The organism is Caulobacter sp. GW822-FHT01G02 (genome assembly GCF_058802865.1).
On sequence record NZ_JBXAON010000005.1, the window covers coordinates 114,210 to 141,206 of the forward strand.

The window sequence follows — 26,997 nt, forward strand, 5'->3', positions numbered from 1 at the left end:
GAGTCCGGCCAGTAAGACTTCGATGGTCACACCGGTCCGCCCATGCGGACGGACCAGGCGAGCGCGTCGATTGACGATGACGCGGATCGTTCGGGGGACGGACCTTGGAGCGGATCGCTCGCGGGGCGCGCCAGGACGGGCGCCGGTCCGTAGAGAAGGAGTTCGGAAAATCCGAACTTCCCTGGATGCAAACCACGCGGCGAACCGGCGGTCAAGCCGCCGGCCGGACTCAGTGGTTCAGGAACTTGGTCGTCACCGACAGGACGATGACGATCGCCAGCACGAACGGGATCTCGTTGACCATCCGCCAGAACTTTTCGGACCGGGGATATTCGCCCTTCTCGAACTTCTTGCGCGAGGCCGACAGAAAGCCGTGGAAGCCGTAGAGCCCGACGAGGGCCACCAGCTTGGTCGCCATCCAGGGCTCGACCAGGAAACTCCAGCCGCGGATCTGGGCGTCGGCCAGGATCAGACCAAGACCGAACAGCGCCGTGGCGATCGAGGCCGGATTGATGATGCCGCGTAGCAGACGCCGCTCCATGACCGTGAAGGTCTCGTGCATCTCCGAGCCCGGCGTCGCCTTGCTGTGATAGACGAACAGGCGCGGCAGGTAGAGCATCCCGGCCATGAAGGCGATGACCGACAGGATGTGCAGGCCCCGCACGACGTTGAAGTGCGCCACCAGGAAATCGGTCATGCCGAGGCCGCCTCTTTGCACGGACAGTTGAACGCGCCGCAGCGCCAGTCGCCGCCGGGAACGACGCCATTGCTGGCGAGGGCCTGACGGACCATTCCGGCCAGGCTGGCTATGAACTCCGGCGCGACGCCCAGGGCCGGTACGCGGATATAGGGCACGACGCCGACCGCCGTCGCCAGCTCGGCGTATTCGTGGTCCAGTTCGACCAGGGTCTCGACGTGCTCGGAGACGAAGGCGATCGGGGTGACGATCAAGCCCTTGCCTTCGGCGCCCGCGCGGCGGATCTCGTCGTCGGTCGAAGGGCCGATCCACTTCATCGGCCCCACCCGGCTCTGGTAGCTGACGGTCCAATCCAGGCCCGCCGGCAGCCTGGCCGCCACCGCGGCGGCCGTGGCCTCGATCTGCTTCTGGTAGGGGTCGCCGCCCAGGATGACCTTCTCCGGCAGGCCATGGGCCGAGAACAGCAGGCGGACATTCGCCGGCGAACCGGCCTTCTCCCAGGTGTCGCGGATCAAGCGGGCATGCGCTTCGACGAGCCTGGCCTCGTTCGGATAGCAGCAGACCGTGGTCTGACGCCCGGGACCCGAATAGCTCTTCGCCCAGGCCTTCAGCGACGAGCCGGTCGTGGTCTCCGAATATTGCGGATAGAGCGGCAGCAGCACGATCTCGTCCGGCGCGAAGGCCTTCACCTGCCTGGCGGTCTCAGTCGTCAGCGGGTTCCAGTAGCGCATGGCGATGAAGCACTTGGCCTCGACGCCCGGCAAGCTCCTGGCCAGTTCGGCCTCCAGCGCGCTGGCCTGCTTCTTCGTCTCCGGCAGCAACGGCGAGCCGCCGCCCATGATCGCGTAGTTGGCCTTGGCCATCTTTTCACGGCTGGTCGAGATCAGCGCCGCCAGCGGATAGCGGGCGATGGCCGGCAAGCCAATGATGGCCGGGTCTCGGAACAGGTTGAACAGAAACGGCCGCACCGCGCGCGGACCGTCCGGCCCACCGAGATTGAACAGGACGACGGCGAGCTTGCGGGTCATCCGCCGACCTTATGGCCGGTCACCCGCTCCAGCACCAACTCGACATTGGCGATCGGCGTGTCGGGCAGGATGCCGTGTCCCAGATTAAAGATGTAGGGACCCTGGTTCCACTGTTCCAGCAACTGGTCGACGCGACGCAGCAGCGCATCGCCACCGGCCCGCAGCAGCAGCGGATCGAGCGCCCCCTGGATGGTCTTGGTCTTCTGGATCGCTTGACCCAGCTTGGCCGAGGCCGAGGTGTCGAGCGCCACGCCCTGCACGGGAACCTTGGCCGCGTAGTCCTCGACCAGGGTCCCGGCGCCGCGCGGGAAGCCGATGACCGGCACGGTCACGCCGCGCGTCCGCAAGCCCTCGATGATCCGGATGTGCGGCTGGGTGACCAGCCGATCGAACAGCGGCTCGGAAAGGCCCTCGGCCCAGCTCTCGAACAGCTTCAGGGCCTGGGCCCCGGCGTCGACCTGCATGGCCAGGTAGTCGACCGTCGAGTCGACCAGCACCTGGATGAGGGCGTCCAGCTTTTCAGGGTTCTGATAGGCGTAGGTCCGCGCGCCGCTGCGATCGCTGGAGCCGCCTTCGATCATGTAGGTCGCCACCGTCCAGGGCGCGCCGGCGAAGCCGATCAGGGCCTTGGACGGATCGAGCTCTGAGCGAACCCTCGTCAGCGTCTCCCCGACGAGCTTGAGGGCCTCGCCCGCATTCCCGGCCTTTTCGGCCATGGACTCGATCGACGGCATCTCACCCAGCTTCGGGCCTTCGCCGGCCTCGAACCAGACCTTCTGGCCCAGAGCGCCCGGGATCAGCAGGATATCGGCGAACACGATCGAGGCGTCGTAGGGAAACCGGCGCATCGGCTGCAGGGTGACTTCCGCCGCCTTCTCCGGATCGAAGCAGAAACTGATGAAGTCCGGAGCCGTGGCGCGCACCGCCCGGTACTCCGGCAGATACCGTCCCGCCTGACGCATGAACCAGATCGGAGGATTCGCGTGCTTCTCGCCAGACAGCGCGGAGAGAAACTTCGGGGTCCCATTTTCAGGGCGTTGGGTCGGAGACGTCATGGAACGGGTTAAAGCCCGGCGAGCGTTCAGGCTCAAGCCCGTAAGGCCCTTAAGACCCTCCTCTCATATCTTAATAAGAAATTAAGTTTGAAAGAGGGGGTGGGAGGGCAACTGCATAGTGGGGAAAACGCCTGACGGGCGAGTGACTCGCACAGCCGATCCCTCGTTACCCCCAGCCCTTCCCACATGGGGTTAAGGATCTGTTAATCATGTGGACAGACCCGTAAGCGCCTTGAAGGTCTTAATGAATTCTTAACACGCCCAGGCGGGAGAAAGACCCTTCGCGAGACTCTGTCCCGAGCCTTGGACAGTTGGGATTCACTTATCGGGGGATGCGGGGCGAGCCTGGGGATGGTACGCGGGCAATGCGACCGTTGATCACAGCGGCGCTATGACACGACGTCTCTTGGGCCATTCGGCGCCCGGGCGTCCCCAGAGGCAGGACAAGTGGTTAAGCAACCGTTAACGGATGATCCACAGGAGAGTCTGGCTCGGGGGGAAGCGGAACGGCTGCCACCGCGCTTCGCCACCTACTTCCATATCCACCTGGTGTCCGATTCCACCGGCGAGACTCTGAACGCCATGGCGCGCGCGGTCTGTGCTCGCTTCACCGACATCCTGCCCATCGAACATATCTACGCGCTGGTTCGCTCCACGCGGCAGCTGGATCGGGCGCTCGAGGAGATCGGCGGCGCGCCTGGCGTGGTGATGCACACCATCGTCGATCCGGGCCTGCGGGCGGCGCTGGAAGAAGGCTGCCGCAAGCTGGAAATGCCCTGCATCGCCGCGCTGGATCCGGTGATCAGCGCTATGTCCCGCTATCTGGGCGCGCGGATTTCGACCCGGGTCGGGGCTCAGCACGCGCTGACAAACGACTATTTCGACCGTATCGAGGCGCTGGACTACGCCATCGCCCACGATGACGGCCAGGGCGGCCAGGATCTGACCCAGGCCGACGTCATTCTGGTCGGCGTGTCACGGACCTCCAAGACCCCGACCTGCATCTATCTGGCCCACCGCGGCGTGCGCGCCGCCAATGTGCCGCTGGTCCCGGGCCGGCCGCCGCCGCAGGATCTGTTCGAGCTTAAGAACACCCTGATCGTCGGCCTGATCACCTCGCCCGATCGCCTGATCCAGATCCGCCGAAACCGCCTGCTCTCCCTCAAGGAAAACCGCGAGAGCGACTATGTCGACGGCGACGCCGTTCGCCAGGAGATCATCGCCGCCCGCCGTCTGTTCGAGCGGATGAACTGGCCGGTCATCGACATCACCCGTCGCTCGGTCGAGGAGACGGCGGCGGCGGTCATCAACCTCTTGTCGGGCGGCCGCGGCAAGGTCGAGGTCCTGAGATGACCCCCGTAACGCTCGCGTCCAAGAGTTCGGCGCGACAGATGATCCTGAAGAACGCCGGCGTCGCCTTCGAGGCGGTCAGCCCCGGCGTCGACGAGGACGCGGCCAAGGCCGGCCTGCTGGCCGAAGACGTCACGCCGCGCGACATCGCCGACGCGCTCGCGGAGATGAAGGCGGTCAAGGTCTCGACCAAACGCCCGGGCCTGGTGATCGGCGCCGACCAGACGCTCGACCTCAAGGGCCGGCTGATCGACAAGGCCAATTCCCTGGAAGAAGCCCGCGAACGCCTGCTGGAACTCCGCGGGACAAGCCATAAGCTGCGCTCGGCCGTGGTCGTGGCCCGCGACGGCCAGCCGATCTGGCGGATCGTCGAGAGCGCCAAGCTGTCGGTGCGGCCGTTCAGCGAGGCCTGGCTCGACGCCTATATCGAGCGTCGCGGCGAGGCCCTGCTGTGGTCGGTCGGCTGCTACGAGCTGGAGAGCGAAGGCGTGCAGCTGTTCGACGCCGTCGACGGCGACTATTTCACCATACTGGGCCTGCCGTTGATCGGGCTTCTGGACTTTCTGCGTCTTCACGGAGCCCTGGCCGCATGACCTCCCAACGGGCTTCGGGGATCTCGGGAGCCGCTATCGTCGGCGGCGTCTGCGGCGCGCCGATCAAGCATTCGATGAGCCCGCTGATCCACAATGCCTGGATCCAGGCGGCGGGGCTCGACGCGGCCTATGTTCCGTTCGCGCCCGGCGTGGACAATTTCGAGACCTTCGTGAACGGCTTCCGAGGCGGCGCCATCCGGGGGCTCAACGTCACCATCCCGTTCAAGGAACGCGCGCTCGCGGTCGCCGACCACGCCAGCGACCTCGCCAGGATGGCGGGCGCGGCGAACCTGCTGATCTTCGAGGCCGACGGCTCGATCCATGCCGACAACACCGACGGGCCTGGCCTGTTGGGCGCGCTCGCCGAGCAGGCGCCAGGCTTCGCCGTCTCGGCCGCGCCGGTCGTGATCCTTGGCGCCGGCGGCGCGGCGCGTGGCGCGACCGCCGCCCTGCTGCTGGCCGGCGCGCCCACGGTCCGGATCGTCAACCGCACCGTCGAGAGGGCTCAAGAGCTGGCCGACGCCTTTGGCGAAAAGGTCGTGGCGGCCGGAGAGCCGGACCTTTCGGTCCTGCTGGCCGATGCGGGCCTCGTCATCAACGCCACCTCGCTCGGCCTGGGCGGCGGCGAAGGCCCGGCGGCGGATCTGGCCCTGACGCCGGAGACGGCGGTGATCATGGACATGGTCTACAAGCCGCTGCGAACCGAATTTCTCCGTCGCGCCCAGGCCGCCGGTCGCCGCACCGTCGATGGCCTGGAAATGCTGCTGCGCCAGGCCGTCCCAAGCTTCGAGCGGATGTATGGCGTGGCGCCGCCAGCCGAAGTCGACGCGCGGGGCCTGTTGCTGCGCCTTCTCGGAGAGGCCTGACATGTTGATCCTGGGTCTCACGGGCTCCATCGGCATGGGCAAGTCGACGACCTCGGCCCTGTTCCAGGCCGAGGGCGTGCCCGTCTACGACTCTGACGCCGCCGTCCACGCGCTCTACGCCAGCGGCGGCGCGGCGGTCGGGCCGGTGGGAGAGGCCTTCCCCGGCGTCGTCGTCGACGGCGCGATCGACCGGGCCAAGCTCAGCGCCCAGGTGGTCGGCAATTCCGAGGCCCTGGCCAAGCTAGAGGCGATCGTCCACCCGCTGGTCGGCGCCCATCGCATCGGTTTCTTCGAGAAAGCCCAGGCCGAGGGCCACGAGATCGTGGTGCTGGACATCCCCCTGCTGTTCGAGACCGGCGGCGAGAAGAAGGTCGACAAGGTGGTGGTCGTCTCGGCGCCCGCCGAGGTCCAGCGGCAGCGCGTCCTGGCCCGTCCCGAAATGACGCCGGAGAAGTTCGAGGCGATCCTGGCTCGCCAGACGCCGGACGCCGAAAAACGCGCCCGCGCCGATTTCGTGATCGATACCAGCCAGGGCGTCGAGCACGCCCATGCCCAGGTCCGCGACCTTCTGACTCTGTTGAGAAGTCCCGGCCCCGCTTGAAGCTCGCCACGAACGGCGGCATTGAAGGATCATGGCCCGGGAAATCATCCTCGACACCGAAACCACCGGCTTCGATCCGAAGACGGGCGACCGCCTGGTCGAAATCGGCTGCATCGAGGTGGTCGACTTCATGCCGACCGGCCGCTCGTTCCATGAATATTGCGACCCGTTGCGCGACATGCCGGCCGAGGCCGAAAAGGTCCACGGCCTGTCGTCGGCCTTCCTGACCGGCAAGCCGAAGTTCCACGAGATCGCCGACAGGTTCATCGACTTCGTCGGCGACAGCGTCGTGGTCGCCCACAACGCCGCCTTCGACCGCTCGTTCGTCAATTTCGAACTGGAGAAGTGCGGTCGCGCGCCGATCCATGAGGAGCGCTGGATCGACACCCTGGCCATGGCCAAGAAGCGCTTTCCGGGCATGTACAACTCGCTCGACGCGCTGTGTAAGCGGTTCAAGATCAGCCTGGACAGCCGCGACAAGCACGGGGCGCTGATCGACTCGCACCTGCTGGCCGAAGTCTATCTGGAACTGCAGGGCGGCAAGGAACGCGCCCTGGAACTGACCCACGTCGAGACCCTGTCGGTCTCGGCCGCGATCCAGGGCTCGTACGGCGCCCGGCCGCGTCCGCTGGCGCCCCGCTCGACCGACGCCGAACGCGAGGTCCACGCCGCCTGGATCCGCAAGAACCTCAAGGACTCGGCGCTCTGGATCAAGCAGGGCATCGTCGCGGCCGAGGGTTAGGACCGCGCGTCTCTAGAAGCCGTACTTGGCGAACGCCTGGACCCGGTCGAGCGCGCCGTCGGTCCCGCTTTCCAGAACCCGCCGGCCCTTCATGTACTCGATCCCCACGTCGAAGCCCGCCACGGGCGTCCAGATCAGGTTGCCGTGCAGACTTTCGGCCCGACGGTTGACGTTCAGGCCCGAGGCGGCCGGATTGTCGACGACCTGGGTCGAATAGAACAGGCTAGACCGCAAGGCCGGGCTCCACAGATGGCGGTAGGCGACGAACCCGGCCGTGACGCCGACCGGCCGGATGGCTCCGGCGCCGTCCGCGGCGACGTCGTTGGCGAAGTTCAGACCGACATAGCGTCCGATCCCTCGACCGCGCGTCAGCATCAGCCGGATATCGTCTCGCCCGCCGACCTTCACGCGCGCCGCGGCCGAGAGACCCCAGCCGAAAGCGGCGTCGCGAAGCCCGCCCTGGTCGACCGAGAGCCGGCGGCCCAGGGCGGCAAGCGACCAGTCTCCCCACGGGCGGCGACCGTCGAGACGAACCACCAGGTCGGGCAGGCGATTGTCGTCGGCCACGAGGCGGGCGCCGCCGCCGGCGGGCGTGACCGTCGTCTCGGGATTTTCCAGGGCCAGGGTCAGCGGTCCGCGCGTGCGCCGGATCTGCGCCTGACGGACGAAGACGAGGCCCTCGCTCGGGCCGAGATAGTCGGCGGTTTCCGGCAGGACCGCGACGTTCTGGAACGTCGACCAGTCCTGGCCAAACAACCAACCGTCGACCGACACATAGGCCCGCCGCAGCGCGAAGGTCGACGGATTGGTGGTGCGCGCGTCGCCGCCGCCCGGCAGGGTCTGGAAGTCGCCCTCGATCCTGGCCTGGATATCGTGACCGCCCAGTCGGCGGCTGGCGCTCGCCCAGAGACGGGTCTGGCGGGCGTTGAAATCGACCTTCGCGCCCTCTCCCGCCCCGGCGACCGGGATCGCCCCGGGCGAATAGAAGTCGCGAATCGGATCGCCCAGCGCCGGATCGGCGCGCTGGAACCGGGTGGCCATGGCGTCCAGCTTCACATAGCCGCCGAAACGCAGCTCGAGCCGGTCCGTAGCCGTCGAAGCCGTCGGATCGGACGGCGGCCGAGCGGCGGGAACGATAGCTGGCGGCGCGGCCTGGGCGTCCCGGGCCGCCATCTGGGCCTTGAGGTCGGCGAGGGCGCTTTCGAGTTCGCGCACCCGGGCCTCCAACTGGGGGTCGGCGGCCCGGGCCAGGGACGGGACGGCAAGCATCGCCAGCATCGCGGCCAGGGCGGCGCGGTCGCGGAACATGGCGCGGCCCAGGGTTAGCCGGCCGCCCGTAGGGCGGGCCCGGCCCGTCCGGCGGCGCGCCCGACTTGTTCGCCCAGACGGAAACGGCCCATCAGCCGCACCAGCTCGACGGTCTCGTTGCGCAGCGAGTGCACGGCGGCCGTCGATTCCTCGACCATGGCGGCGTTCTGTTGCGTCGTCTGGTCGATCTGGCCCATGGCCATGTTGATTTGGCCCAGGCCGTGGGACTGTTCCTGGGTCAGGTCGGCGATCTCTCGGACGACGGTGTCGATCTCGGCGACCTTGGAGACGATGTCGCCCAGGGCGGCGCCCATGACGCGCACCTGGTCGACCCCCTCGGCGATCTGGGCCGTGGTCGAACCGATCAGGCTCTTGATCTCGCGGGCGGAATCCGCCGAGCGCTGGGCCAGGGCGCGGACTTCCTGGGCGACGACCGCGAAGCCTCGGCCGGCTTCACCGGCGCGGGCGGCTTCGACGCCGGCGTTCAGGGCCAGCAGGTTGGTCTGGAAGGCGATCTCGTCGATGACGCCGATGATCTGATGGATCTGTTGCGAGGAGTTCTCGATTTCGCTCATCGAGGCGATCGCCCGTTCGGCCACGCCGCCGCTGTATTCGGCCTGCTTCTGGGTCAGGGCCACGGCGGCGCGGGCTTGGCCCGCGCCCTTGGCCGAGCGGCTCACCGCGTCGGTCAGCTCACCCAGCGCCGCGGCGGTCTCCTCCAGGGTCGCGGCCTGCTGCTCGGTGCGCCGCGACATGTCGTTGGACGCCGAGGCGATCTCGTCGGCGCTGCTGCTGATGCCGGCGGAATTGTCCTGTACCACCTTCATGGCGTCGGCCAACTGGTCCAGGGCGGCGTTCAAGTTCTCGCGCAGCACGGCGTATTGCGCGGGGAAGTCGGCGGCCAGCCGGATCGTCAGGTCTCCGTCGGCCAGGCGGGCGGCGACGGCGGTGACATCGGCCACCACGCGCTCCTGGATCCTCGCCGCCGCGAGGTTCTCGGCCTCGCGTTCGTGGCGAGCGGTCTCGGCGGCCGCCCGTTGCAGCGCGGCTTCCGATTCCAGCCGGTCCTTCTCCACCGCGGCCTCGCGGAAGACTTCCAGGGCCTGCGCCATCTGGCCGACCTCATTCGAGCGATCGACGAACGGCACCGGGCTTTCCTTGTCGTTGCGGGCCAGGGCGGTCATTCGCAGCGTGAGGGCCTTGACCGGGCGCGAGATGGTTCCGCCCAGCAGGCTGGCCAGGGCGGCCATGGCCAGAAGGAGAACCAGGCCCACGGCCGTGAGCTCCAGCGCGGCCTTGTTCACGGCGGCCTCGATGTCATCGACATAGACGCCCGAACCGATGACCCAGCCCCACGCCGGCAGCAGCTTGACGTAGGAGATCTTGGGCTGGGGCGTCTGGTGGCCGGGCTTGGGCCACTGGTAGTCTACGAAGCCTTCGCCCTTGGTCTTGGCCACCTCGGTCATCGCCGCGAACAGCGCCTTGCCATTCGGATCGCGCAGGTTGGACACATCCTGGCCATTCAGCGCTGGCTTGAACGGGTGCAGCACCATTCGCGTGTCGAGGTCGGTGATCCAGAAATATTCCTGGTCGCCATAGCGCAGCGCCGACACGGCCTCCCGGGCGGCGGTCTGGGCCTGGGCGCGGGTTATGCGCCCGGTCCGGGCCTCGGCCGCGTAGTGCGCGACGATCGAACTGGCGGTCTCGACCTGGCTTCGGGTTTTTTCGGCGATGTCGGCGTGCATGGTCGCGCCCAGCTTCACCAGGCCCAGGCCGATCGCCACCGCGAGGCCCAATCCCGTGAGCAGGATAACCAGTCGCAACCTGGCCATGATCGAGAAATCGCGGAATTTTCGCACACCGTCCCCCTGGAGAGGATTGACCAAGTTAACCAAGGGTCATCGGGCGCTCAAAGCAGTTAAGCAAAGATGGTCGGAAGGCTCTCGCGGCTGCGACAACTTGTCTTGGTTTCGACCTCAACAAGAATGTTACCGGTATCATTTCCCGGATTTGGGTAAAGTGTACTCAAATCCGGGAAATAGTACTTTTGGCTAGGTCGGAACCGCGACGACAGCTTTACAGCCGCAAATCGGCCGTCACCGGGGCATGGTCGCTGGGTCGCTCCCACTCTCGGACGGTGTCGTGGACCCGCGAGGAGACCTTGCCGTCCACGATCGCCGCGTCGCGCAGGCCGGGGCTGGCCAGGATGTGATCCAGGCGCAGGCCGCGGTTGGACTTGCGGAAGTCGGCCGCGCGATAGCTCCACCAGGAGAACAGTTTTTCCGGCTCCGGCGTCGCCAGGCGCGGCAGGTCCAGCAGGTCCATCGACTTCATCATCGCGTCAAAGGCCTCGAGCTCGACCGGGGTGTGGCTGACCACCTTGAGCATCTGGCGGTGGCTCCAGACGTCGTTCTCGCCCGGCGCGATATTGAGATCGCCGGTGACGATCAGCGGCGCCTTGGGGTCGCGCTTCTTCAGGGCGGCGGTCAGGGTCTCGTAGAAGTCCAGCTTGTGGTCGAACTTCGGGTTGCCGATGCGGTCGGGCGTATCGCCGCCGGCCGGGATGTAGAAGTTCTGGATGTCGACGCCGGCCACCTTGACCGCGACGCACCGGGCATGGCCCTCGCGGCAGTTCATCAGGGTCGGGACATCCTCGAACGGCAGGCGCGAGGCGATGGCCACGCCATGCCAGCCCTTCTGGCCCGCGATCTTGAGGTGCTTCAGGCCCATGGCTTCGAAGGCCTCGCGCGGGAACTCGCCCTCCTGGCACTTGATCTCCTGCATGCACAGGACATCCGGCGCCTGCTCGTCGACGAAGCGGGCGGCCTGTTCAGCGCGGAGGCGGACGGAATTGACGTTCCAGGTGGCGATACGGAGGCGCATGGCTTGGCTTTAGGGGGTTTGCCGACGCCTGAAAAGAAAAACGCCCCAACGCAGGGGCGTTGGGGCGAAAGTCTAGTCTCTCATGCCGCCGCCGGGAGGGGATAGGATCCGGCACGGTTTGCGAAGAGCGGGTCGGTCGCTCATCGCCATGCGTGTTAAATATGCCACTTCAAAACTTTAAGTCAACCCTGGATCAGGTTGATTCTTGCCTGTTGTGAGAATGTCACATTTCGGCGGCGCTAGGGTTTGCCGACCTTGCGGCGGGGGTCGGTCAGCACGAAGAGCTTGGGATCGAGGTCCGAAGTCTCGGCGAAATCGATCAGGCGCACGCGGATTTGACCGCCCTTGATGTCGGTGACCGTCCAGCCCATCAGGCCCACGGGCGCATTGGAGAAGTCCATCGAGATGCGGCCCAGCGCCTGGCGCTTGGCGTCCTGGGCCACGATGGTGAAGCCGTCGGCCAGCGGGCGAATGTCGGTGATGGTCACGCCGCGATCCAGGCGCACCTCGCGGGCCAGCAGCAGGTTCAGCGGAGTCTTGCTGAGCGGATAGCTCTCATAGGTCTTCAGCCGGCTGTCGAAGATGTTGACATTATTGCCGTTGCTGACGACCAGCAGGCCCGCGGGCGGGTCATAGGCGAACCGCGCCTTGCCCGGGCGCTGCATATAGAAGGCGCCCTGCGTCTGGGTCCCGCGCGCGTCGGTCTGCACGAAGCGGCCCTTGGCCGAGCCCAGGCCCTGGATATAGGCGGTGGCCTTGTCCAGCAGGGCCTTCTGTTCGGTGGTCAAGGCGGCCGGGACGGGCTTGGCGTCCTGCGCCAGAACCGGAGAAGCGATGGCGGCGGCCAGGCCGGCCGCCAGAAGAATACGGCGAGTGGTCATGCGATCTCCTTAGCCTCAACCTTGGCCCGCGCGAAGGCCGCCGCGAGGCCATTTTCCGGCGCCCCGATGAAGCGCCGTTCAGGTTGGGATGCTGGGAACGCGTCCAAACGGCCAAGGTTTCCCCTCATCCCGCTCTCCCCGGCGAAAGCCGGGGCCCAGATTCATCCTGAGCGTCAGATGTTGAAGCGCCCTCCGCCGAGGGTCGACGAAGGGCGCTCTGGGTTCGATCTGGACCCCGGCTTTCGCCGGGGAGAGCGGAGTAGAAATCACATCGGCGGTGGCGGCGGGGCCAGGATCTCGCGCTTGCCGGCGTGGTTGGCGGCGCCGACGACGCCTTCCTTTTCCATCCGCTCCATCAGCGAGGCGGCGCGGTTGTAGCCGATCTGCAGGCGGCGCTGGATGTAGCTGGTCGAGGCCTTGCGGTCGCGGGTGACCACGGCCACGGCGTGGTCGTAGAGGTCGTTGGACCCGCCCTCGCCGGCGAACGCGCCCTCGATGGCTTCTTCCTGTTCCTCGTCGCCGCCGGCGGTGACTTCTTCCAGATATTGCGGGATGCCCTGGTCGCGCAGGAACTTGGCGACCTGCTCGACCTCGCCGTCCGAGACGAACGGGCCGTGCAGGCGGGTGATACGGCCGCCGCCGGCCATATAGAGCATGTCGCCCTGGCCCAGCAGCTGTTCGGCGCCCTGCTCGCCCAGGATGGTGCGGGCGTCGATCTTTGAGGTGACCTGGAAGCTGATCCGGGTCGGGAAGTTGGCCTTGATGGTGCCGGTGATGACGTCGACCGAGGGGCGCTGGGTGGCCATGATCAGGTGGATGCCGGCGGCGCGGGCCATCTGGGCCAGGCGCTGGACGGCGCCTTCGATGTCCTTGCCGGCCACCATCATCAGGTCGGCGACCTCGTCGATGACCACGACCAGATAGGGCATGGCCTCGGGACGGATCTGCTCGGTCTCGTAGATCGGCCGGCCAGCGTCGTCGAAACCGGTCTGGACCGTGCGCTCGAAGTGCTCGCCCTTGTCCAGCGCCTCGTTGGCCTTCTCGTTATAGCCGCCGATGTTACGCACGCCGATCTTCGACATGCGGCGATAGCGGTCCTCCATCTCGCGCACGGTCCATTTGAGGGCCACGACGGCCTTCTTCGGATCGGTCACGACGGGGGCCAGCAGGTGCGGGATGCCGTCATAGACCGACAGTTCCAGCATCTTCGGGTCGATCATGATGAAGCGGCACTTGTCGGGCGGCAGCTTGTACAGGATCGACAGGATCATGGCGTTGACGCCGACCGACTTGCCCGAGCCGGTGGTGCCGGCGATCAGCAGGTGGGGCATCTTGGCCAGGTCGGCGATATAGGGTTCGCCGCCGATGGTCTCGCCCAGGGCCATGGGCAGGATCTGGCTGGCCTTCTCGTAGTCGGCGCTCGAGAGCAGGTCGCGCAGATAGACCGTCTCGCGCTTGGAGTTCGGCATCTCGATGCCGATGGCGTTGCGGCCTTGGGCCACGGCCACGCGGCAGGAGATCACGCTCATCGAGCGGGCGATGTCGTCGGCCAGGGCCACGACACGGGCGGTCTTGACGCCCGGCGCCGGCACCAGCTCGTACATGGTGACCACGGGGCCGGGACGGATCTGGTCGATCTGGCCCTTCACCCCGAACTCGGCGAGTACGCTTTCCAGCAGGCGGGCGTTCTGGCGCAGGGCGGCGGCGTCGACTTCCGACGAGCGTGGCTTGGACTTGGCCAGCATCGCCAGCTCCGGCAGCTGGAAGCCCGCCTCGTCGTCGAAGTCGAAGGCCTTCTGCTGCTCGCGCGCCTCGCGACCCGATTCCTTGGGTACGGTCTTGGGCTTGGCGATCGCCATCGGGCGGGCGTCCAGCGAGTCCTCGAAGGCGTCCTCGTCGTCCTGCGGGGGCGGGGTGTAGGCGCGCTCCGTCGCGCGCTGCGACACCAGGGTCGGCGCAGCGGCGACCACGGCCTCGTCGTCATCGGTGTCGATCGGCGGCAGGCGGCCTGGCCGCTCGCGCTGGGGCGGGGCCTCGGCCTTTTCCCTCTTGGCGCGGGCCGGCTTGGGAGCCATTTGGGGCGCCGGCTCGGGCATGGGCTCCGGCTCGGCGCGGACCCGCGGCTGCAGGGCGTTGCTGACGGCGGTGTGGATGGCGTCGGGATCAACCTCGCGCACGCCGATGGCGAAGCCCAGGGCGACGATGGCCGCGACGGCGAACAGGATGGCGGCGACGATCGTCGCGCCGGGAATGTGGGCGAAGCGCAGGACGCCGGCCACCATGTGCAGCAGGGCGTCGCCCCAGAAGCCGCCCAGGCCCTTTTCCAGCTGCCAGATCGCCGGCGGCGGCGGAGCCGCGAGGGTGGCGGAGAGCGCCAGCAGGCCCAGGGCGCCGACAAGAGCGCGCTGGCGCAGATCCTTGCGCTCGGCGTCCGGGTCGGCCTGGGCCACGCGGGTGACGCCGAAAACGAGCATGAACAGGGCCACGCCCCAGCCAGACAGGCCCAACGACTGCATCAGCAGGTCGGCGATCGCCGCGCCGGGCGCGCCCAGGGCGTTGCGGGCGGGCTCGCCGGTGGCGGCGTTCAGGCTGGGGTCGGTGGCGTTGTAGGTGGCGATGGCCAGCAGCAGGACGGCCCCGATCACGGTGATGATCCCGCCCCGGAACCGGGCGGTCCAGGGCTGGACCCAGCCGTAACGGATCGCATCCCAGAGGAGCTCCGTCGTGGATCGCCGCGCGGCTCGCGCCATGAAAGTCTCCGAACTCAACTTCGCCGTCTGACCCTCAGAATGGGTCGAACCGCGATGTTGTGCCCGAAGAGCGTTAAGAGGCGTTTACGGCGTTCGTCAGGACATGATTCACAACGTCGCGGATGCGCCGGGATGCAGGGCGCTATTCGGGCAATGCTCAGGCCGCCTCGAACGTGACCGGTCCGCCCCAGAACCCTTGAACCAGTCCGTTCTGCGGTCCCGGCGTTCCGGTGGTCAGGAATACCCGCCCGCCCTTGGTTCCCGTGGCATAGTCCGGATGGCGCTGCAGATAGAGCTCCAGCGCGTCGGCGGTGGCTTCGGGCTGCTGGATCAGCGGCGTGCCGGCCGGCAGGGCGGCGCGGAACAGGTCGGCGATGATCTCGTAGTGGGTGCAGCCCAGCACCACGCGGTGCGGATAGCGGCCGATGCGGGTCTTCAGGGCCTCGACGTGACTCTCGACCGCCTTGGCCAGCTCGACCACCGAGGCGTCGCCCTCGATCAGAGGCACGAGCTCCGGGCAGGCCTCGGAGAACACCGCCAGGTCCTGTTTGCGCTTGTCGATCTCGATTTCGTAGACGCGCGAGCGGACCGTGGCCTGGGTGGCGAAGACCCCCAGGATGTCCAGCTGCTCGACCTTCTCGCCGCGCCGCTCGGCCTCGTGCTCCCACGGCAGGCCGGTGGCCTTCTCAATGGTCGGCACGATGATGCCCAGGATGTTGACCGGCCGGCCGATGTCCTTGCGGTAGCCCGGAAGCCAGGTCTGCTGCAGGCGGCGCAGGGCGATGGCCGAGGCGGTGTTGCAGGCCAGGACCACCAGGCTGGCGCCGCGGTCGAACAGGCGGATGCAGCCGGCCTTGGTCAGCTCGACGATGTCCTCGCCGGTGCGCACGCCATAGGGCGCATGGGCCTGGTCGGCCAGATAGGTGAAGTCCGCCTGGGGCAGACGCTGCACGAGGGCGCGGTGGACCGTAAGGCCGCCCACGCCGGAGTCGAAGACGCCGATCATGGGCCAAGCTGTAGCCGCCAAAGCGGGCGTCGTCCACGGACTGGGCGCGGTTCCTGAAAGGTTACGCGCCTGTCATGTGACACGCCCCGGAACCTTGTTAGGGTCGCTGCCAAATCTTCACCGGAGACACTCCGTGCAACGTCGTACATTCCTGGCCTCGGCCGCCGCCACCGGCGCGGTCGTCGCCCTCAATCCGAGTTTGTCCATGGCCCAAGGCGCGAACCCCATGACCCAGAAGTGGGTCGGCCCCTATGGCGGCGTGCCGGCTTTCGACAAGGTCAAGGTCGCCGACTTCAAGCCGGCCCTGGAAACGGCCATGGCCAAGAACCTGGCCGAGATCGACGCGATCACGGCCAACAAGGCCGCGCCGACTTTCGACAACACCATCAGCGCGCTGGAAGACGCCGGCCGGATGCTGAACGACGTCTCGACCTACTACGGCGTCTGGGGCTCGACCATGAGCACGCCCGAGTTCCAGAAGGTCGAGGAGGAGATGGATCCGAAACTCTCGGCCCACGGCGACAAGGTCAACCAGAACGCCGCGCTCTTCGCCCGCATCGAGGCGGTCTACAATTCGCCGGACAAGGCCAAACTGACGCCGGAACAGCAGCGCGTGCTGTGGATCTACTACACCAACTTCGTGCGCTCGGGCGCCAAGCTGTCGCCCGAGGCCAAGGCCCGCGTCGGCGCGATCAACACCGAGCTGGCCGGCCTCTACACCAAGTTCAGCCAGAACCTGCTGGCCGATGAAAGCACCTGGATCGAGCTTTCCGACGCCGATCTCGCCGGCCTGCCCCAGGGCCTGAAGGACGCCGCCGCCTCGAACGCCGCCGCGCGCAAGCTCCCGGGCAAGTTCGTCGTCGTCAACACCCGCTCCAGCGTCGACCCGTTCCTGGCCGCCTCGCCGGTCCGCGCGGCCCGGGAGAAGGTCTGGCGGGCGTTCGTCAACCGCGGCGACAACGGCGGGGCGACCGACAACAACGCCATCATCAGCAAGATCCTGAAGCTGCGCGTCGAGCGCGCCAAGCTGCTGGGCTACAAGACCCACGCCCACTGGCGCCTCGAGAACGCCATGGCCAAGACGCCCGAGAACGCCATGGCGCTGATGGAGGCGGTGTGGACCCCGGCCATCGCCCAGGTCGCCATCGACGTGGCCGACATGCAGGCGATCATCGACAAGGAAGGGGGCGGTTTCAAGCTGGAGCCGTGGGACTACCGGTACTACGCCGAGAAGGTCCGCCTGGCGAAGTACGCCCTCGATATGAACGAGGTGAAGCCGTACCTGCAGCTGGACAAGCTGCGCGAGGGCATGTTCTGGGCCTCGGGCCAGCTCTACGGCTTCCAGTTCAAGAAGCTGGACGGCATCCCCGTCTACCACGAGGACATCACCGTCTATGAGGTGACCCGCGCCGGCAAGCATGTGGGCCTGTGGTACTTCGACCCCTATGCCCGCCCGGGCAAGCGTTCGGGCGCCTGGATGAACGCCTACCGCACCCAGGAACGGTTCAAGGGCGAGGTCACCACGATCGTCTCCAACAACTCCAACTTCATCAAGGGCAAGCCCGGCGAGCCGTTGCTGATCTCTTGGGACGACGCCACCACCCTGTTCCACGAATTCGGCCACGCCCTGCACGGCCTGAACGCCAACGCGACCTATCCGTCGGTGTCGGGCACCAACGTGGCGCGCGACTATGTCGAGTTCCCCAGCCAGCTGAACGAGCACTGGCTGCCGACGCCGCAGGTGCTGAACCAGTTCGCCCTGCACTACCAGACCGGCAAGCCGATTCCGCAGGCCCTGGTCGACAAGATCGAGGCCGCCGGCAAGTTCGGCGAGGGCTTCGGTACGACCGAGTACCTGTCCAGCGCCCTGATCGACATGAAGCTGCACCTGGCCGGCGACGTCGACATCGATCCGGACAAGTTCGAGCGCGAGGAGCTGGCCAAGCTGAACATGCCGCACGAAATCGTCATGCGTCACCGCACGCCGCAGTTCGGCCATGTGTTCTCGAGCGACGGCTATTCGGCCGGCTACTACAGCTATCTGTGGGCCGACACCCTGACCGCCGACGTCGCCGAGGCCTTCGAGCAGGCGCCTGGCGGCTTCTATGACAAGCCGACCGCCAAGCGCCTCTACGAGACGATCATGTCGAAGGGCAACGCGGTCGACCCTGTCGACCAGTTCCGCGCCTTCCGCGGCCGTGACGTCAAGATCGGGGCTCTCATGCGCAAGCGCGGCTTCCCGGTCCCGGCGGGGGCTTAGGCGCCTGACCCACGCCCTTCTCCCGCCACGGGAGAAGGGCTAAATGGGCTCGGGGGCTGAAGGAGTATCTATGGCTGCGTCCAAGCTCGTACCTCTGGCCCTTTGCTTGGCCCTCGCCACCCCTGCCCTCGCCCAGACCGCGCCTTCTCCGCCCGTGGTCGAGCTCGGCCAGGCCCCGGCTCAGGACGAGAGCGCGGTGGTCGCCGAACTGACCGTGGTGGCCAAGCCCAAGGGGCCGGCGATCTGGCTGGTCGAGAAGGACGGGGCCAAGCTCTATATCCTCGGCTCGGCCGCGCCCCTGCCCCATCAGCTGAAATGGGAAAGCCCGCGCCTGAACAGGGCCTTGGACAAGGCCAGCCTGGTGCTGGTCCCGCCTCAGGCGGCGGTCGGCGTCACCCAGGCGGCGGGTTTCATCCTCAGCTTCGGCGGCGGCCTGCGCCAGCCGATGGGCAAGAACCTGGAAGACCAGCTGCCGCCCGACCTGAAGGCGCGCTTCGTGGAGTTCCGCAACCAGGCCCGCAAGGGAGCGGGCGAGTACAAGAACTGGAAGCCGGGCGTGGCCGGCTTCCTGCTGCTTTCGGATTTCCGCCAGGCGGCGGGTCTCTCCGAAGCCAAGCCGGTCAGCACGGTCGAGCGCATGGCCAAGGCCCGCAAGCTGAAGGTCAAGTCGGTCGGTCAGTACCGAATGAGCGCGGTGACGTCGATCATCTCGAAGCTCTCGCCCGAGGACCAGCTCTACTGCCTGCGGGTGGCGCTGGACGAGATCGCCTATGACGGGGCCCATTCCACCACGATCGGCCAGGATTGGGCGCAGGGCGACCTCGGCTCGGTGCGCGCCCGCTACCGCGCCAGCGGCGCTCAGCGCTGCCTGCAGCGCGCGCCGGGGGGGGCAGCCCTGCTGGAGAAGGGTGTCGACCAGACGACGGACGCCATGACCGACGCGCTGAAGCGTCCCGGCGTCACGGTGGCGGTGGTCGATCTCGGCTTCCTGCTGCCGGCCAACGGCGTGCTGGACAGGCTGAAGGCCGGCGGCGCGACGGTGAGCTCGCCCGTCGAATAGGACGACGAAGAGCGGGCGTTGACGCCCGCCCGCCCCTGCCCTCAACCTTGGCCAGGGAGGGACCCCTCATGAAGACGAAGATCGCCGCCATCGCCCTTGCGCTGCTGGTCGCCGGCTCGGCGCGCGCCGAGGTTACGGACGCCCAGCCCAACGGATTCGAGGTCCGGCGTCAGGTCGTGATCGCCGCGCCAGCCAGCGCCGTCTGGGCGACGCTGGTGCAGCCTGCGAAATGGTGGGCCTCGGCCCACACCTGGTCGGGCTCGGCCGCCAACCTGTCGCTGGGCGCGGCCTCGGGCGGCTGCTTCTGCGAGCGGCTGCCGAACGGCGGCTCGGCGCTGCACATGACCACGGTCAACGCCGCGCCTGGGACGAAGCTGGTGCTGGTCGGCGCGCTCGGTCCGCTGCAGAGCTCCGGCGCCAGCGGGGCCCTGACCTTCCTGCTCGCCGAGAAGGACGGCCAGACGACGGTGACCGTCACCTACGATGTCGGCGGCTATTTCAAGGGCGGGCTCGACAAGATCGCCGCGCCCGTCGACGGGGTGCTCGCCCAGCAGGTGGCCGGGCTGAAGGCGGCGGCGGAGGCGAAGTAGCCCGCCCTCCTCCGATCTCCTCGGCGAAAACCGGGGCCCAGATCGCAGGGCTGTGAGGCGAACGCAGAAACGCCCGCGATCCTGTCTGGAACGCGGGCGCTTTCGCATCTGGGTCCCGGCTTTCGCCGGGAAGATCGGACGTCTGAGTTAGGCGCTTTCCGCCATGCCGTCGTCCGAGGCGCCCAGCAGGGCCATCTGCAGGCGCGATCGGTCGCGGCGGGCCGCTTCCAGGGCGCCTTCGGCCAGGGCGGCTTCCGAGGTGAGGCGCTCGATCGTGGCCTGGAGTTCGGCGACCTTGTCCTCGTGTTCGCGACGGAGCTGGTCCTGGGCTTCCTGCATGCCGTCGAGGCGCGAGCGCAGTTGCTGAGCCCGTTCCTCGGCGCGCCTCATAGCCTTTTCCTGGGCGACGGCGCTCTTGGCCAGCTGGTCGGCGCGCTCGATCGCCGTGGCGCGGGCGGTGTCGACACCGGCGTGGCGCTGACGCAGGCCTTCGGAATCCTCCTCCAGCGTGCGGATGCGTTCCAGGGCGCGTTCCAGGGCGACGTTGAGGTCGCCGGCGCGGCGCTCGACCGCCTTCTGGTGCGCGGAAGATTCGGCGAGACGGGCCGAGATCTGGCCGTTCATCTCTTCCAGCTTGTCGGCGCGGCCGGTGGCCGTCTCCAGCCGGGTTTGCAGGGCCGAGATCTCGGCGCGGGCCGCTTCGACCTGGCTTTCCAGGTTGCGGATGGTGCGGCCGCTGTCGGTCTGGTGGGCCGAAAGGGCGTTCTCGATCGCCTGCACGCGGGCGCGTTCGCCGGCCAGCTGGGCTTCGAGGTCGGTTTCGATGCGCGACAGGCGGGCGACGTCCAGGCCGGCCTGGTCGACGCGCTTCTTCAGGGTCGCGACTTCGTCGCCCAGCAGGGCGTTGTCCTGGTTGGCGCGGGCGAGCGCCGCCTCGGCGTCGCCGCGGCGGGTGTCGATGTCCTGGGCCTGAAGGCGCAGGCCCTCGACGTCCTGCACCAGGTGCTCGATGCGGGCGGTGGAGTCGCGCAGGCTGGCGTCGAGGCTGGAGACCTTCAGATCCGACTGCAGCAGGGCGTTGCGCAGGCGGTCGATTTCGAGGGCGTTGTCTTCCAGCGCCGCGTCCTGGGTCTGGCGGCGGGCGTCGGACTCTCCCAGAGCGGTTTCGGCGGCGGCCAGGCGGGCGCTGACCTCGCGTTCCTCGGCCTGAATCTGGGTGACCTGGCGCTGGGCGTGCTCGTAGTTGGCGCGTAGGGCGATCAGCTCGGCGTGTTCGGCGCGGCGGGCTTCGAACTCCTGGGCGACCGGACCACGGATCTCGGCGATCAGCGGCTCGATGGCTTTCAGGTGCTCCATCACGCGGCCGATGCTGTCGAGACCGCCGTGAATGGTCTCGTAGCGCTGGCCGATCGCCTGGGTGGATTCGATCTGGTGCTGTACGGCCTCGACCCGGGCCTCTTCACCCAGAACGGCCGGCTTGGCGTTCTTGTTATCGCGAGGATTCTTCGACAGCAGTCTCATATCGCCCACCTTCACCCCGTGCGACCCCATCGCGACCTGAAAGGCCGCCTTGCGAACGCCGCGAATCTCTTACCCAGAGGTTAACAACCTAGTTTATTGGCAAGGTGAATGTCGAGGGGCGGACGCCGCGACCTGGCGTCGCGCATGGGCCTCAGAAGCCCGAAAACTGGGGACGATCCGCCGTTTCGACCGCCAGCACCCGGCCGACCCCGTGAACCACGGCGGCGATGCGCAGGGCGGCCTGGACCTGGACGGGCTCCACGCCGCGCTTCCGCAGTTCCGTCTCATGGCTTTCGAGGCAGGCGCCGCAACCGTTGATCGCCGACACGGCGATACACCAGAGTTCGTAATCGACCGCCGCCACGCCGGAATGGGTCAGGCGGTTCATCCGCAGACGCGAGGCCAACGCACCGTATTCGGGCGCTTTCATCAGGTGAACGGCGCGAAAATAGACGTTGGTCATGGCCATCATCGCCGCGGCGGTCTTGGCCGCGGTGAAGGCCTCGGACGAGAAGCCGGCCTCATGCGCGGCGATGGTGATCGCCTTCAGGGTCTCTGGCTCGCCGACCGCGCAGGCGCTGGCGACGAAGCAACCCCAGCGCGCCTGGTCGCTCAGCACGGTCTCGCCGGCCAGGGCGCCCAGATTGGTCCCGATATCCTTGGCGTAGTCGGGCAGCTGGGCGCGTAGGGCCTCGATCGACATGGGGACGCTCCGTGAGATCTGGAGCGGGCTTAGCATCGCGGGAAAGGTTCGTCCCGGTCCGCGCCGCTGGGAGGGGGGAGACGCGGGCGGACCGGGTTCAACGGGTTGGGGCCCGGCGTCGGTGGGGGAGACACGCCGGAACTTCACCGTGAGACAGAGGTATGCGCTGACCGATCAGATAGCCAATCGATAGTTTTTGGCTTTCCGATAGATCACGCCTATATCCAGGCCATGCTTCTCCCGACCCTTCGCCAGCTGCAGTATCTGAAACTCCTCTCGGAGCACGGCTCGTTCAGCCGGGCCGCCGAGAGCGCCTATGTCACCCAGCCCACCCTGTCGGCCGGCATCCAGGAACTGGAAAAGATCCTGGGCGCGCCGGTGGTCGATCGCGCGCGCTCGGGCGTGATCCTGACCGCCGCCGGCCAGGAGGCGGTGCGGCGAGCCGAGGATATCCTCGCGCGGGCCGAGGACCTGGTGCAGGCCGCGCGCGGGGCCGGCCAGCCTTTGGCCGGTCGTTTCCGCCTGGGCGTGATCCCGACCGTGGCTCCGTACCTGCTGCCGCGCGCCCTGCCCGTCCTGCGCGACAGGTTCCCGAAGCTGAAGCTGTTCCTGCGTGAGGACCTGACTCAGCGGCTGATCGCGGCCCTGAAGAGCGGGGCGCTGGACGCGGCGCTGATCGCCCTGCCCTACGACATGTCCGGCCTGGACTGGGCTCATGTCGAGGACGACGAGCTGCTGGCCGCCGCGCCCGCCAACCACCCGATGGCCGCCTCGACCCGGGTCGATCCCGACAGCCTGCGTGGCGACGACCTGATCCTGCTGGAGGATGGCCACTGCCTGCGCGACCATGCCCTGGCCGCCTGCGGCCTGGAGCCGCCGCGCGGCGTCGGCGACGACGAGACCTTCGCCGCCACGTCGCTGCCGACCCTGGTGCAGATGATCGGCTCGGGCTTGGGCGTTTCGTTCCTGCCGGCCATGGCGGTGCACGCGGGCCTGACCGACAAGACCGCGCTGACGATCCGTCCCCTGGCGACCGAGCATCCCAGCCGCGAGATCGTGGTGGCCTGGCGGGCAGGCTCCAGCCGTGGCGTCGAAGGGCGGCTGCTGGCCGAGACCCTGCGAGAAACCGAAGCTTAACGCGCCGCCGGCCTGGCGGCGCGCGACATCCTAGTGTGCTGGATTTGAAGTTCGCCCGCACTTGGATCATGCTCCGAGCGAACTTCAAATTCAAAAAAGCACACTAGAAACATAAGCTTACTAGTGTCCTTATCGATTCCGAAGTTCGTCGGAGCTTGCCACAAACGCTTGCGAACTTCGGAATCGGGACACTAGACCGCGTGCGAGATCGGACCCTCGGCGCGGCCTTCGACGAACTGGCGGACATATGGATTGTCGGTCGTGCGCAGCTCGGCGGCCGGCCCGCGCCAGATGATCTTGCCGCCGTGCAGCATGGCGATCTCGTCGCCGATGGTCTGGGCCGAGGCCAGGTCGTGGGTGATCGACACGGCGGTCGAGCCCAGGCGCCGCACCTGGTGGGAGATCAGCTCATTGATCGCCGCCGCCGTGATGGGGTCCAGGCCGGTGGTCGGCTCGTCGAAGAACAGGATCTCGGGCTGGGCGACGACGGCGCGGGCCAGACCCGCGCGCTTCTGCATGCCGCCCGACAGTTCGGACGGGAAGCGGTCGGCGACGTCGGGAGACAGGCGCACCTGCTCCAGGGCCTCGATCGCCCTCTCCCTGGCCGCCTTGCGGTTCAGGCCGTCGGCGTTGATCAGGCGGAAGGCGACGTTTTCCCAGACGGTCAGGCTGTCGAACAGGGCCGCGCCCTGGAACAGCACGCCGACGCGGGAGAACAGCTTGCGGCGGGCGCCTTCCGACAGGGTGACGGTGTTCTTGCCGTCCAGCTCGATCTTGCCGGCGTCGGGGCGCATCAGGCCCAAAGCGGTCTTGATCGTCACCGACTTGCCCTGGCCGGAGCCGCCGATGATGACCAGCGACCGGCCCGGCGCGACGGACAGGTCGAGTCCGTCGAGGACCGCGCGGCCCTCGAAGCGCTTGGTGACGCCCTTCCAGGCGAGTTTCGGGGTCACGTCGGTCATGAGGCGTGGGTGAAAAGGGTGGTCAGGAGGTAGTCGGAGCCGAAGATCAGGATCGCCGACGAGACCACCGCGTGGGTGGTGGCCCGGCCGACGCCCCGCGCCCCGCCCTTGGCGTTGTAGCCGTGGTAGCAGCCCATCAGCGCCACGATGAACCCGAACACCGCGGCCTTGATCAGGCCCGAGACGATGTCCCAGCTCTGCAGGAAGTCGATGGTGTTGCGGATGTAGACGGCCGAGCTGAAGTCCAGCACCCGCGTGGCGACCAGCCAGCCGCCGGCGACGCCGATGGTGTCGGCCACCGCGGTCAGCAGCGGCGTCATCAGGACGCCGGCCAGCAGGCGCGGGCCGACCAGATAGCGGAACGGGTCGGTCGACAGGGTGCGCATGGCGTCGATCTGCTCGGTCGCGCGCATGGCGCCGATCTCGGCGGCGATGGCGGCCGAGACTCGGCCAGCCAGCATCAGCGCCGCCAGAACCGGGCCCAGCTCGCGGGTGATCCCCAGGGCCACGATCTGCGGCATCACCTGCTCGGCGTTGAAGCGTCCGCCGCCGGTGAAGATGTTCAGGGCCAGGGCCGCGCCGGTGAAGATGGCGGTCAGGCCCACCACCGGCAGCGAGAAGAAGCCGATGGCCACGAACTGGCGCCACAGCTGGCCGAGGAACCAGGGCGGGGTCAGGGCGGCGGCGACGCCGCGCACGGCGAAAACGCCGACCGACCCGACCATGCGCACGGCGGCCAGTGTCGAGCGACCCAGAGCCCGGACGGGGCTGGCAAGAGAACGAGGGGCGACCTGCCGGGCCGCCTCGGCCGCGGCCATATCAGTAGCTCGCGGCGGGCTGCGAGGCGTCCGGCGCGGGTGCGTCCGACGAGGCCGCCGCATCCGAACCACCCTGCGGACGGATCACCGAGCCGATCAGGCCGAAGATGTCCACGGCGCCTTGCGTGTTCTCGATCTGGCCGCCCGGCTTGATGTCGTCCATGGCCGCGCCCGGCGCGATCGAGACGTGCGCGCCGCCCAGCAGGCTGTCGCTGGTGATCTTGGCGGTCGAGTCCGACGGCAGCTTGACGGTCGGATCGATGCTCAGCTTGGCCACGGCCAGGAAGGTCTTCGGCTCCAGCGTGATCTGCGAGACCGTGCCGACCTTGACGCCGGCCACGCTCACCGCCGCGCCCGGGGCCAGCGAACCGGCCTCGCCGAACTTGGCGTTGATCTCATAGTTTCCGCGCTTCATGTGGACGCCGCCCACGCTCAGCGAATAGGTCAGAAACCCCGCCGCCAGGGCGAGGACGACGACGCCCATGGCTGTCTCGGCCCATTGTTCGCGCAATGCCAAATCCCCTTGGTCCTTAACGTGTCGTCCCGTCGCTACTTGCGACGGCCAGAAGGCGCCGCGCCGCCCTTCTGGAGTTGATTGATCAGCACGTCGATGTTGCCGCCGGCGTTGTCGATCGTCGAGACGAAGTCCTGCTGCTGGGTGATGGCCAGCCAGATCCCCTTGAACTGGACGTCGACGACCTTCCAGGTCTGGCCGCCGCCCAGCACGCGCCAGGAGACCGGCAGGGGCTGGGTGATCTGGCCGCCCGAGATCACGGTCTTGACCGTCACGTCGCCCGGCTTGTTGACCACCGAGCCGACCACCTTCAGCTGCTCGCCGCGATAGTCGTCGATACGGCTCTGATAGACGTTCTCGGCATAGGTGCGGAACACCGGCGTGAAGCGCGCGCGCTGCTCAGGCGTGATGGTGCGGGCGTACTTGCCCAGAACGAAGTTGGTGATGCGCGGCACGTCGGCCAACTCGTCCACCGCCTGGTGGAAGACCTGGGTCTTCTGGGCGTCGCTCATGCTCTTGTTGGCCAGAACGGTGATCACGCGCTGGGCCTTGGCCTGGACGAAGGCCTCGGCGCCGGCGTCGCGCGCGCTGTTCTGGGCCAGGGCCGGGCCGCCGATCGCGACGGCCCCGAAGAACGCCAAAAGCGCGGCGTTGGCGCCGCGCCGGGTGGAGGTGGTGTTGGTCATGGTCTTACCGGTCATGGTTTGGGCGTCGCGGGTGAAGCGTCCTGAGGCGGAGCTTCCGGGGGCGGCGCGTCGAAGTCGGGCAGCACCTCGGCGTCGCCCGTGGCGTCGCGGACGAAGGCCTCGCGATACTGGGTATAGGCCGAACGGGTGGTGACATAGGGGTCGGCGGCGTCCTTCAAGGCCTGGAACGCCGGGTCGGTGTTCGAGCGCAGATCGACGATGGTCACGCCCGCACGGGCCTTGCCGAAGTCGGTGGAGAGGCCGCCGACATACAGCGAGACGGGGTCGGTGACGAAGTCGAGCGCGCGGCCGACGCCGTCGCGGACATTCAGCGGACCCATCAGCGGCACATAGAGATAGGCCCCGGGCTTGGCGCCCCATTTGCCGAAGGTCTGGCCGAAGTCGGCGTCGCGACGCGGCAGATTCATCTTGGCGGCGACGTCGAACAGGCCCAGGACGCCGAAGGTTGAATTGACCACGAAGCGGGTGGTCGAACGCATGGCGCGCTTGGGCTTTCCTTGCAACACCATGTTCATGACGGTGTTCGGCTCGCCCAGATTATAGACGGCCGAGCTGACCCGGTTGCGGACCACGCGGGGCGTAACCGCCATGTAGCCGTGGGCGATCGGCGCCAGGATCACGTGATCCAGGCCCATGCCCAGCTTGAAGGCGCCGCGATTGAAGCCTTCCAGCGGATCGTTGGGCGCCTCGACGTTCGCGGTGGTGCCGACCGACTGGCCCTTAACGCCCTGTTCCCGAGCGAGGGCCGGCGAGAACGTCGCCAGGCTGGCGGCCGCGGCAAGCCCCATGGCGGCGATACGCCGACCGGTCGCCCTGCGGCGGAGGCCGTTATCCTGGTCGTTCAAGCCCGTGCTCCTACGTCTACACGCCGGCATGTATTCACGCCGCAATCCGTATCAAGACTGATTACGTTGTATTTCGGCCACGTTGGGTCGGCCTTGCTTCAAATCGCCCTGACTTGAAGC

25 protein-coding genes are annotated in these 26,997 nt (G+C 67.7%); 9 read left to right on the forward strand and 16 right to left on the reverse strand.

Translation table 11 applies throughout. The annotated features are described in order from the left end of the window. Window positions 1-229 precede the first annotated feature (229 nt). Genes AC1RNC_RS15890 through hemE form a run of 3 tightly spaced genes read right to left on the reverse strand, consistent with a single transcriptional unit; the run spans window position 230 to window position 2,780 of the window. Complete coding sequence (locus AC1RNC_RS15890) at window positions 230-697, reverse strand: CopD family protein (RefSeq protein ID WP_492838952.1); 468 nt, start codon at window positions 695-697, stop codon at window positions 230-232. Next, the gene (hemH, locus tag AC1RNC_RS15895) at window positions 694-1,725 is read right to left on the reverse strand and encodes a ferrochelatase (RefSeq protein WP_492887320.1); all 1,032 of its coding nucleotides are present in this window, start codon (window positions 1,723-1,725) and stop codon (window positions 694-696) included. The genes AC1RNC_RS15890 and hemH overlap by 4 nt, the downstream gene beginning before the upstream one ends. Continuing rightward, window positions 1,722-2,780, reverse strand: coding sequence for a uroporphyrinogen decarboxylase (hemE, locus tag AC1RNC_RS15900; protein WP_492887321.1), 1,059 nt, complete (start codon window positions 2,778-2,780; stop codon window positions 1,722-1,724). Before hemE ends, hemH begins: the two co-directional genes overlap by 4 nt. 447 nt (window positions 2,781-3,227) lie before the next feature. On the opposite strand from hemE, the gene AC1RNC_RS15905 reads away from it, so the two are divergent. From AC1RNC_RS15905 to dnaQ, 5 genes are read left to right on the forward strand one after another with little or no spacing between them, the layout of a single operon-like run. Further along, on the forward strand, window positions 3,228-4,133 hold the full coding sequence (locus AC1RNC_RS15905) for a pyruvate, water dikinase regulatory protein (protein ID WP_492838948.1): 906 nt from the start codon (window positions 3,228-3,230) through the stop codon (window positions 4,131-4,133). Next, window positions 4,130-4,723 (forward strand): Maf family protein, encoded by a 594-nt coding sequence (locus AC1RNC_RS15910; RefSeq protein ID WP_492887322.1) that lies wholly within the window; start codon window positions 4,130-4,132, stop codon window positions 4,721-4,723. Before AC1RNC_RS15905 ends, AC1RNC_RS15910 begins: the two co-directional genes overlap by 4 nt. Further along, a complete protein-coding gene (aroE, locus tag AC1RNC_RS15915) occupies window positions 4,720-5,589 on the forward strand; it encodes a shikimate dehydrogenase (protein WP_492887323.1) in 870 nt (289 codons plus the stop codon). The genes AC1RNC_RS15910 and aroE overlap by 4 nt, the downstream gene beginning before the upstream one ends. Window position 5,590: 1 nt before the next feature. After that, the gene (gene coaE / locus AC1RNC_RS15920) at window positions 5,591-6,190 is read left to right on the forward strand and encodes a dephospho-CoA kinase (protein WP_492887324.1); all 600 of its coding nucleotides are present in this window, start codon (window positions 5,591-5,593) and stop codon (window positions 6,188-6,190) included. 31 nt (window positions 6,191-6,221) lie between these two features. After that, window positions 6,222-6,932: a DNA polymerase III subunit epsilon gene (dnaQ, locus tag AC1RNC_RS15925; protein ID WP_492887325.1), complete on the forward strand. Its 711-nt coding sequence runs from the start codon at window positions 6,222-6,224 to the stop codon at window positions 6,930-6,932. A 12-nt stretch (window positions 6,933-6,944) separates the two neighbouring features. On the opposite strand, the gene AC1RNC_RS15930 is transcribed toward dnaQ, so the two are convergent. From AC1RNC_RS15930 to AC1RNC_RS15955, 6 genes are all read right to left on the reverse strand, one after another. Continuing rightward, a complete protein-coding gene (locus AC1RNC_RS15930) occupies window positions 6,945-8,240 on the reverse strand; it encodes a DcaP family trimeric outer membrane transporter (RefSeq protein ID WP_492887326.1) in 1,296 nt (431 codons plus the stop codon). A gap of 14 nt (window positions 8,241-8,254) precedes the next feature. After that, window positions 8,255-10,099 (reverse strand): methyl-accepting chemotaxis protein, encoded by a 1,845-nt coding sequence (locus tag AC1RNC_RS15935; RefSeq protein ID WP_492887327.1) that lies wholly within the window; start codon window positions 10,097-10,099, stop codon window positions 8,255-8,257. 217 nt (window positions 10,100-10,316) lie between these two features. Next, the gene (locus AC1RNC_RS15940) at window positions 10,317-11,123 is read right to left on the reverse strand and encodes an exodeoxyribonuclease III (protein WP_492887328.1); all 807 of its coding nucleotides are present in this window, start codon (window positions 11,121-11,123) and stop codon (window positions 10,317-10,319) included. Between the two features lie 239 nt (window positions 11,124-11,362). After that, window positions 11,363-12,004 (reverse strand): outer-membrane lipoprotein carrier protein LolA, encoded by a 642-nt coding sequence (locus AC1RNC_RS15945; RefSeq protein ID WP_492838933.1) that lies wholly within the window; start codon window positions 12,002-12,004, stop codon window positions 11,363-11,365. A gap of 266 nt (window positions 12,005-12,270) precedes the next feature. Continuing rightward, window positions 12,271-14,772: an FtsK/SpoIIIE family DNA translocase gene (locus AC1RNC_RS15950; RefSeq protein WP_492887329.1), complete on the reverse strand. Its 2,502-nt coding sequence runs from the start codon at window positions 14,770-14,772 to the stop codon at window positions 12,271-12,273. 139 nt (window positions 14,773-14,911) lie between these two features. Further along, window positions 14,912-15,760: a glutamate racemase gene (locus tag AC1RNC_RS15955; protein ID WP_492887330.1), complete on the reverse strand. Its 849-nt coding sequence runs from the start codon at window positions 15,758-15,760 to the stop codon at window positions 14,912-14,914. Between the two features lie 133 nt (window positions 15,761-15,893). Between AC1RNC_RS15955 and AC1RNC_RS15960 the strand changes: the two genes are divergently transcribed. From AC1RNC_RS15960 to AC1RNC_RS15970, 3 genes are all read left to right on the forward strand, one after another. Further along, on the forward strand, window positions 15,894-18,020 hold the full coding sequence (locus AC1RNC_RS15960; RefSeq protein WP_492887331.1) for a M3 family metallopeptidase: 2,127 nt from the start codon (window positions 15,894-15,896) through the stop codon (window positions 18,018-18,020). A 70-nt stretch (window positions 18,021-18,090) separates the two neighbouring features. Next, window positions 18,091-19,080: a TraB/GumN family protein gene (locus AC1RNC_RS15965; protein ID WP_492887332.1), complete on the forward strand. Its 990-nt coding sequence runs from the start codon at window positions 18,091-18,093 to the stop codon at window positions 19,078-19,080. A 68-nt stretch (window positions 19,081-19,148) separates the two neighbouring features. Further along, window positions 19,149-19,670 (forward strand): SRPBCC family protein, encoded by a 522-nt coding sequence (locus tag AC1RNC_RS15970; RefSeq protein WP_492887333.1) that lies wholly within the window; start codon window positions 19,149-19,151, stop codon window positions 19,668-19,670. A 147-nt stretch (window positions 19,671-19,817) separates the two neighbouring features. Here the strand turns inward: AC1RNC_RS15970 and creS are convergent, their stop codons facing one another. Continuing rightward, complete coding sequence (gene creS, locus AC1RNC_RS15975) at window positions 19,818-21,191, reverse strand: crescentin (RefSeq protein ID WP_492887334.1); 1,374 nt, start codon at window positions 21,189-21,191, stop codon at window positions 19,818-19,820. 151 nt (window positions 21,192-21,342) lie between these two features. Beyond that, entirely contained in the window at window positions 21,343-21,894 is a 552-nt protein-coding gene (ahpD, locus tag AC1RNC_RS15980; protein ID WP_492887335.1) for an alkylhydroperoxidase, AhpD family, read from the reverse strand. 231 nt (window positions 21,895-22,125) lie between these two features. On the opposite strand from ahpD, the gene AC1RNC_RS15985 reads away from it, so the two are divergent. Then, window positions 22,126-23,031, forward strand: a complete 906-nt coding sequence (locus tag AC1RNC_RS15985) for a hydrogen peroxide-inducible genes activator (protein WP_492887336.1) — start codon at window positions 22,126-22,128, stop codon at window positions 23,029-23,031. A 191-nt stretch (window positions 23,032-23,222) separates the two neighbouring features. Here the strand turns inward: AC1RNC_RS15985 and AC1RNC_RS15990 are convergent, their stop codons facing one another. From AC1RNC_RS15990 to AC1RNC_RS16010, 5 genes are read right to left on the reverse strand one after another with little or no spacing between them, the layout of a single operon-like run. Further along, on the reverse strand, window positions 23,223-23,993 hold the full coding sequence (locus AC1RNC_RS15990) for an ABC transporter ATP-binding protein (RefSeq protein WP_492887337.1): 771 nt from the start codon (window positions 23,991-23,993) through the stop codon (window positions 23,223-23,225). Next, on the reverse strand, window positions 23,990-24,811 hold the full coding sequence (locus tag AC1RNC_RS15995; protein ID WP_492887338.1) for an MlaE family ABC transporter permease: 822 nt from the start codon (window positions 24,809-24,811) through the stop codon (window positions 23,990-23,992). Before AC1RNC_RS15995 ends, AC1RNC_RS15990 begins: the two co-directional genes overlap by 4 nt. A gap of 1 nt (window position 24,812) precedes the next feature. Then, entirely contained in the window at window positions 24,813-25,328 is a 516-nt protein-coding gene (gene mlaD, locus AC1RNC_RS16000; protein ID WP_492838911.1) for an outer membrane lipid asymmetry maintenance protein MlaD, read from the reverse strand. 32 nt (window positions 25,329-25,360) lie between these two features. Continuing rightward, window positions 25,361-26,026, reverse strand: a complete 666-nt coding sequence (locus tag AC1RNC_RS16005; RefSeq protein ID WP_492887339.1) for an MlaC/ttg2D family ABC transporter substrate-binding protein — start codon at window positions 26,024-26,026, stop codon at window positions 25,361-25,363. Next, window positions 26,023-26,907 (reverse strand): MlaA family lipoprotein, encoded by an 885-nt coding sequence (locus AC1RNC_RS16010; protein ID WP_492887340.1) that lies wholly within the window; start codon window positions 26,905-26,907, stop codon window positions 26,023-26,025. The genes AC1RNC_RS16005 and AC1RNC_RS16010 overlap by 4 nt, the downstream gene beginning before the upstream one ends. Window positions 26,908-26,997: the final 90 nt, after the last annotated feature.

What these genes read in the sequence shown, in the direction of transcription:
- AC1RNC_RS15890 (WP_492838952.1), bottom strand. Translation starts at nt 697, where the DNA reads ATGACCGATTTCCTGGTGGCGCACTTCAACGTCGTGCGGGGCCTGCAC.
- hemH (WP_492887320.1), bottom strand. Translation starts at nt 1,725, where the DNA reads ATGACCCGCAAGCTCGCCGTCGTCCTGTTCAATCTCGGTGGGCCGGAC.
- hemE (WP_492887321.1), bottom strand. Translation starts at nt 2,780, where the DNA reads ATGACGTCTCCGACCCAACGCCCTGAAAATGGGACCCCGAAGTTTCTC.
- AC1RNC_RS15910 (WP_492887322.1), top strand. Translation starts at nt 4,130, where the DNA reads ATGACCCCCGTAACGCTCGCGTCCAAGAGTTCGGCGCGACAGATGATC.
- aroE (WP_492887323.1), top strand. Translation starts at nt 4,720, where the DNA reads ATGACCTCCCAACGGGCTTCGGGGATCTCGGGAGCCGCTATCGTCGGC.
- coaE (WP_492887324.1), top strand. Translation starts at nt 5,591, where the DNA reads ATGTTGATCCTGGGTCTCACGGGCTCCATCGGCATGGGCAAGTCGACG.
- dnaQ (WP_492887325.1), top strand. Translation starts at nt 6,222, where the DNA reads ATGGCCCGGGAAATCATCCTCGACACCGAAACCACCGGCTTCGATCCG.
- AC1RNC_RS15930 (WP_492887326.1), bottom strand. Translation starts at nt 8,240, where the DNA reads ATGTTCCGCGACCGCGCCGCCCTGGCCGCGATGCTGGCGATGCTTGCC.
- AC1RNC_RS15940 (WP_492887328.1), bottom strand. Translation starts at nt 11,123, where the DNA reads ATGCGCCTCCGTATCGCCACCTGGAACGTCAATTCCGTCCGCCTCCGC.
- AC1RNC_RS15945 (WP_492838933.1), bottom strand. Translation starts at nt 12,004, where the DNA reads ATGACCACTCGCCGTATTCTTCTGGCGGCCGGCCTGGCCGCCGCCATC.
- AC1RNC_RS15955 (WP_492887330.1), bottom strand. Translation starts at nt 15,760, where the DNA reads ATGATCGGCGTCTTCGACTCCGGCGTGGGCGGCCTTACGGTCCACCGC.
- AC1RNC_RS15965 (WP_492887332.1), top strand. Translation starts at nt 18,091, where the DNA reads ATGGCTGCGTCCAAGCTCGTACCTCTGGCCCTTTGCTTGGCCCTCGCC.
- AC1RNC_RS15970 (WP_492887333.1), top strand. Translation starts at nt 19,149, where the DNA reads ATGAAGACGAAGATCGCCGCCATCGCCCTTGCGCTGCTGGTCGCCGGC.
- creS (WP_492887334.1), bottom strand. Translation starts at nt 21,191, where the DNA reads ATGAGACTGCTGTCGAAGAATCCTCGCGATAACAAGAACGCCAAGCCG.
- ahpD (WP_492887335.1), bottom strand. Translation starts at nt 21,894, where the DNA reads ATGTCGATCGAGGCCCTACGCGCCCAGCTGCCCGACTACGCCAAGGAT.
- AC1RNC_RS15985 (WP_492887336.1), top strand. Translation starts at nt 22,126, where the DNA reads ATGCTTCTCCCGACCCTTCGCCAGCTGCAGTATCTGAAACTCCTCTCG.
- AC1RNC_RS15990 (WP_492887337.1), bottom strand. Translation starts at nt 23,993, where the DNA reads ATGACCGACGTGACCCCGAAACTCGCCTGGAAGGGCGTCACCAAGCGC.
- AC1RNC_RS15995 (WP_492887338.1), bottom strand. Translation starts at nt 24,811, where the DNA reads ATGGCCGCGGCCGAGGCGGCCCGGCAGGTCGCCCCTCGTTCTCTTGCC.
- AC1RNC_RS16005 (WP_492887339.1), bottom strand. Translation starts at nt 26,026, where the DNA reads ATGACCGGTAAGACCATGACCAACACCACCTCCACCCGGCGCGGCGCC.
- AC1RNC_RS16010 (WP_492887340.1), bottom strand. Translation starts at nt 26,907, where the DNA reads ATGCCGGCGTGTAGACGTAGGAGCACGGGCTTGAACGACCAGGATAAC.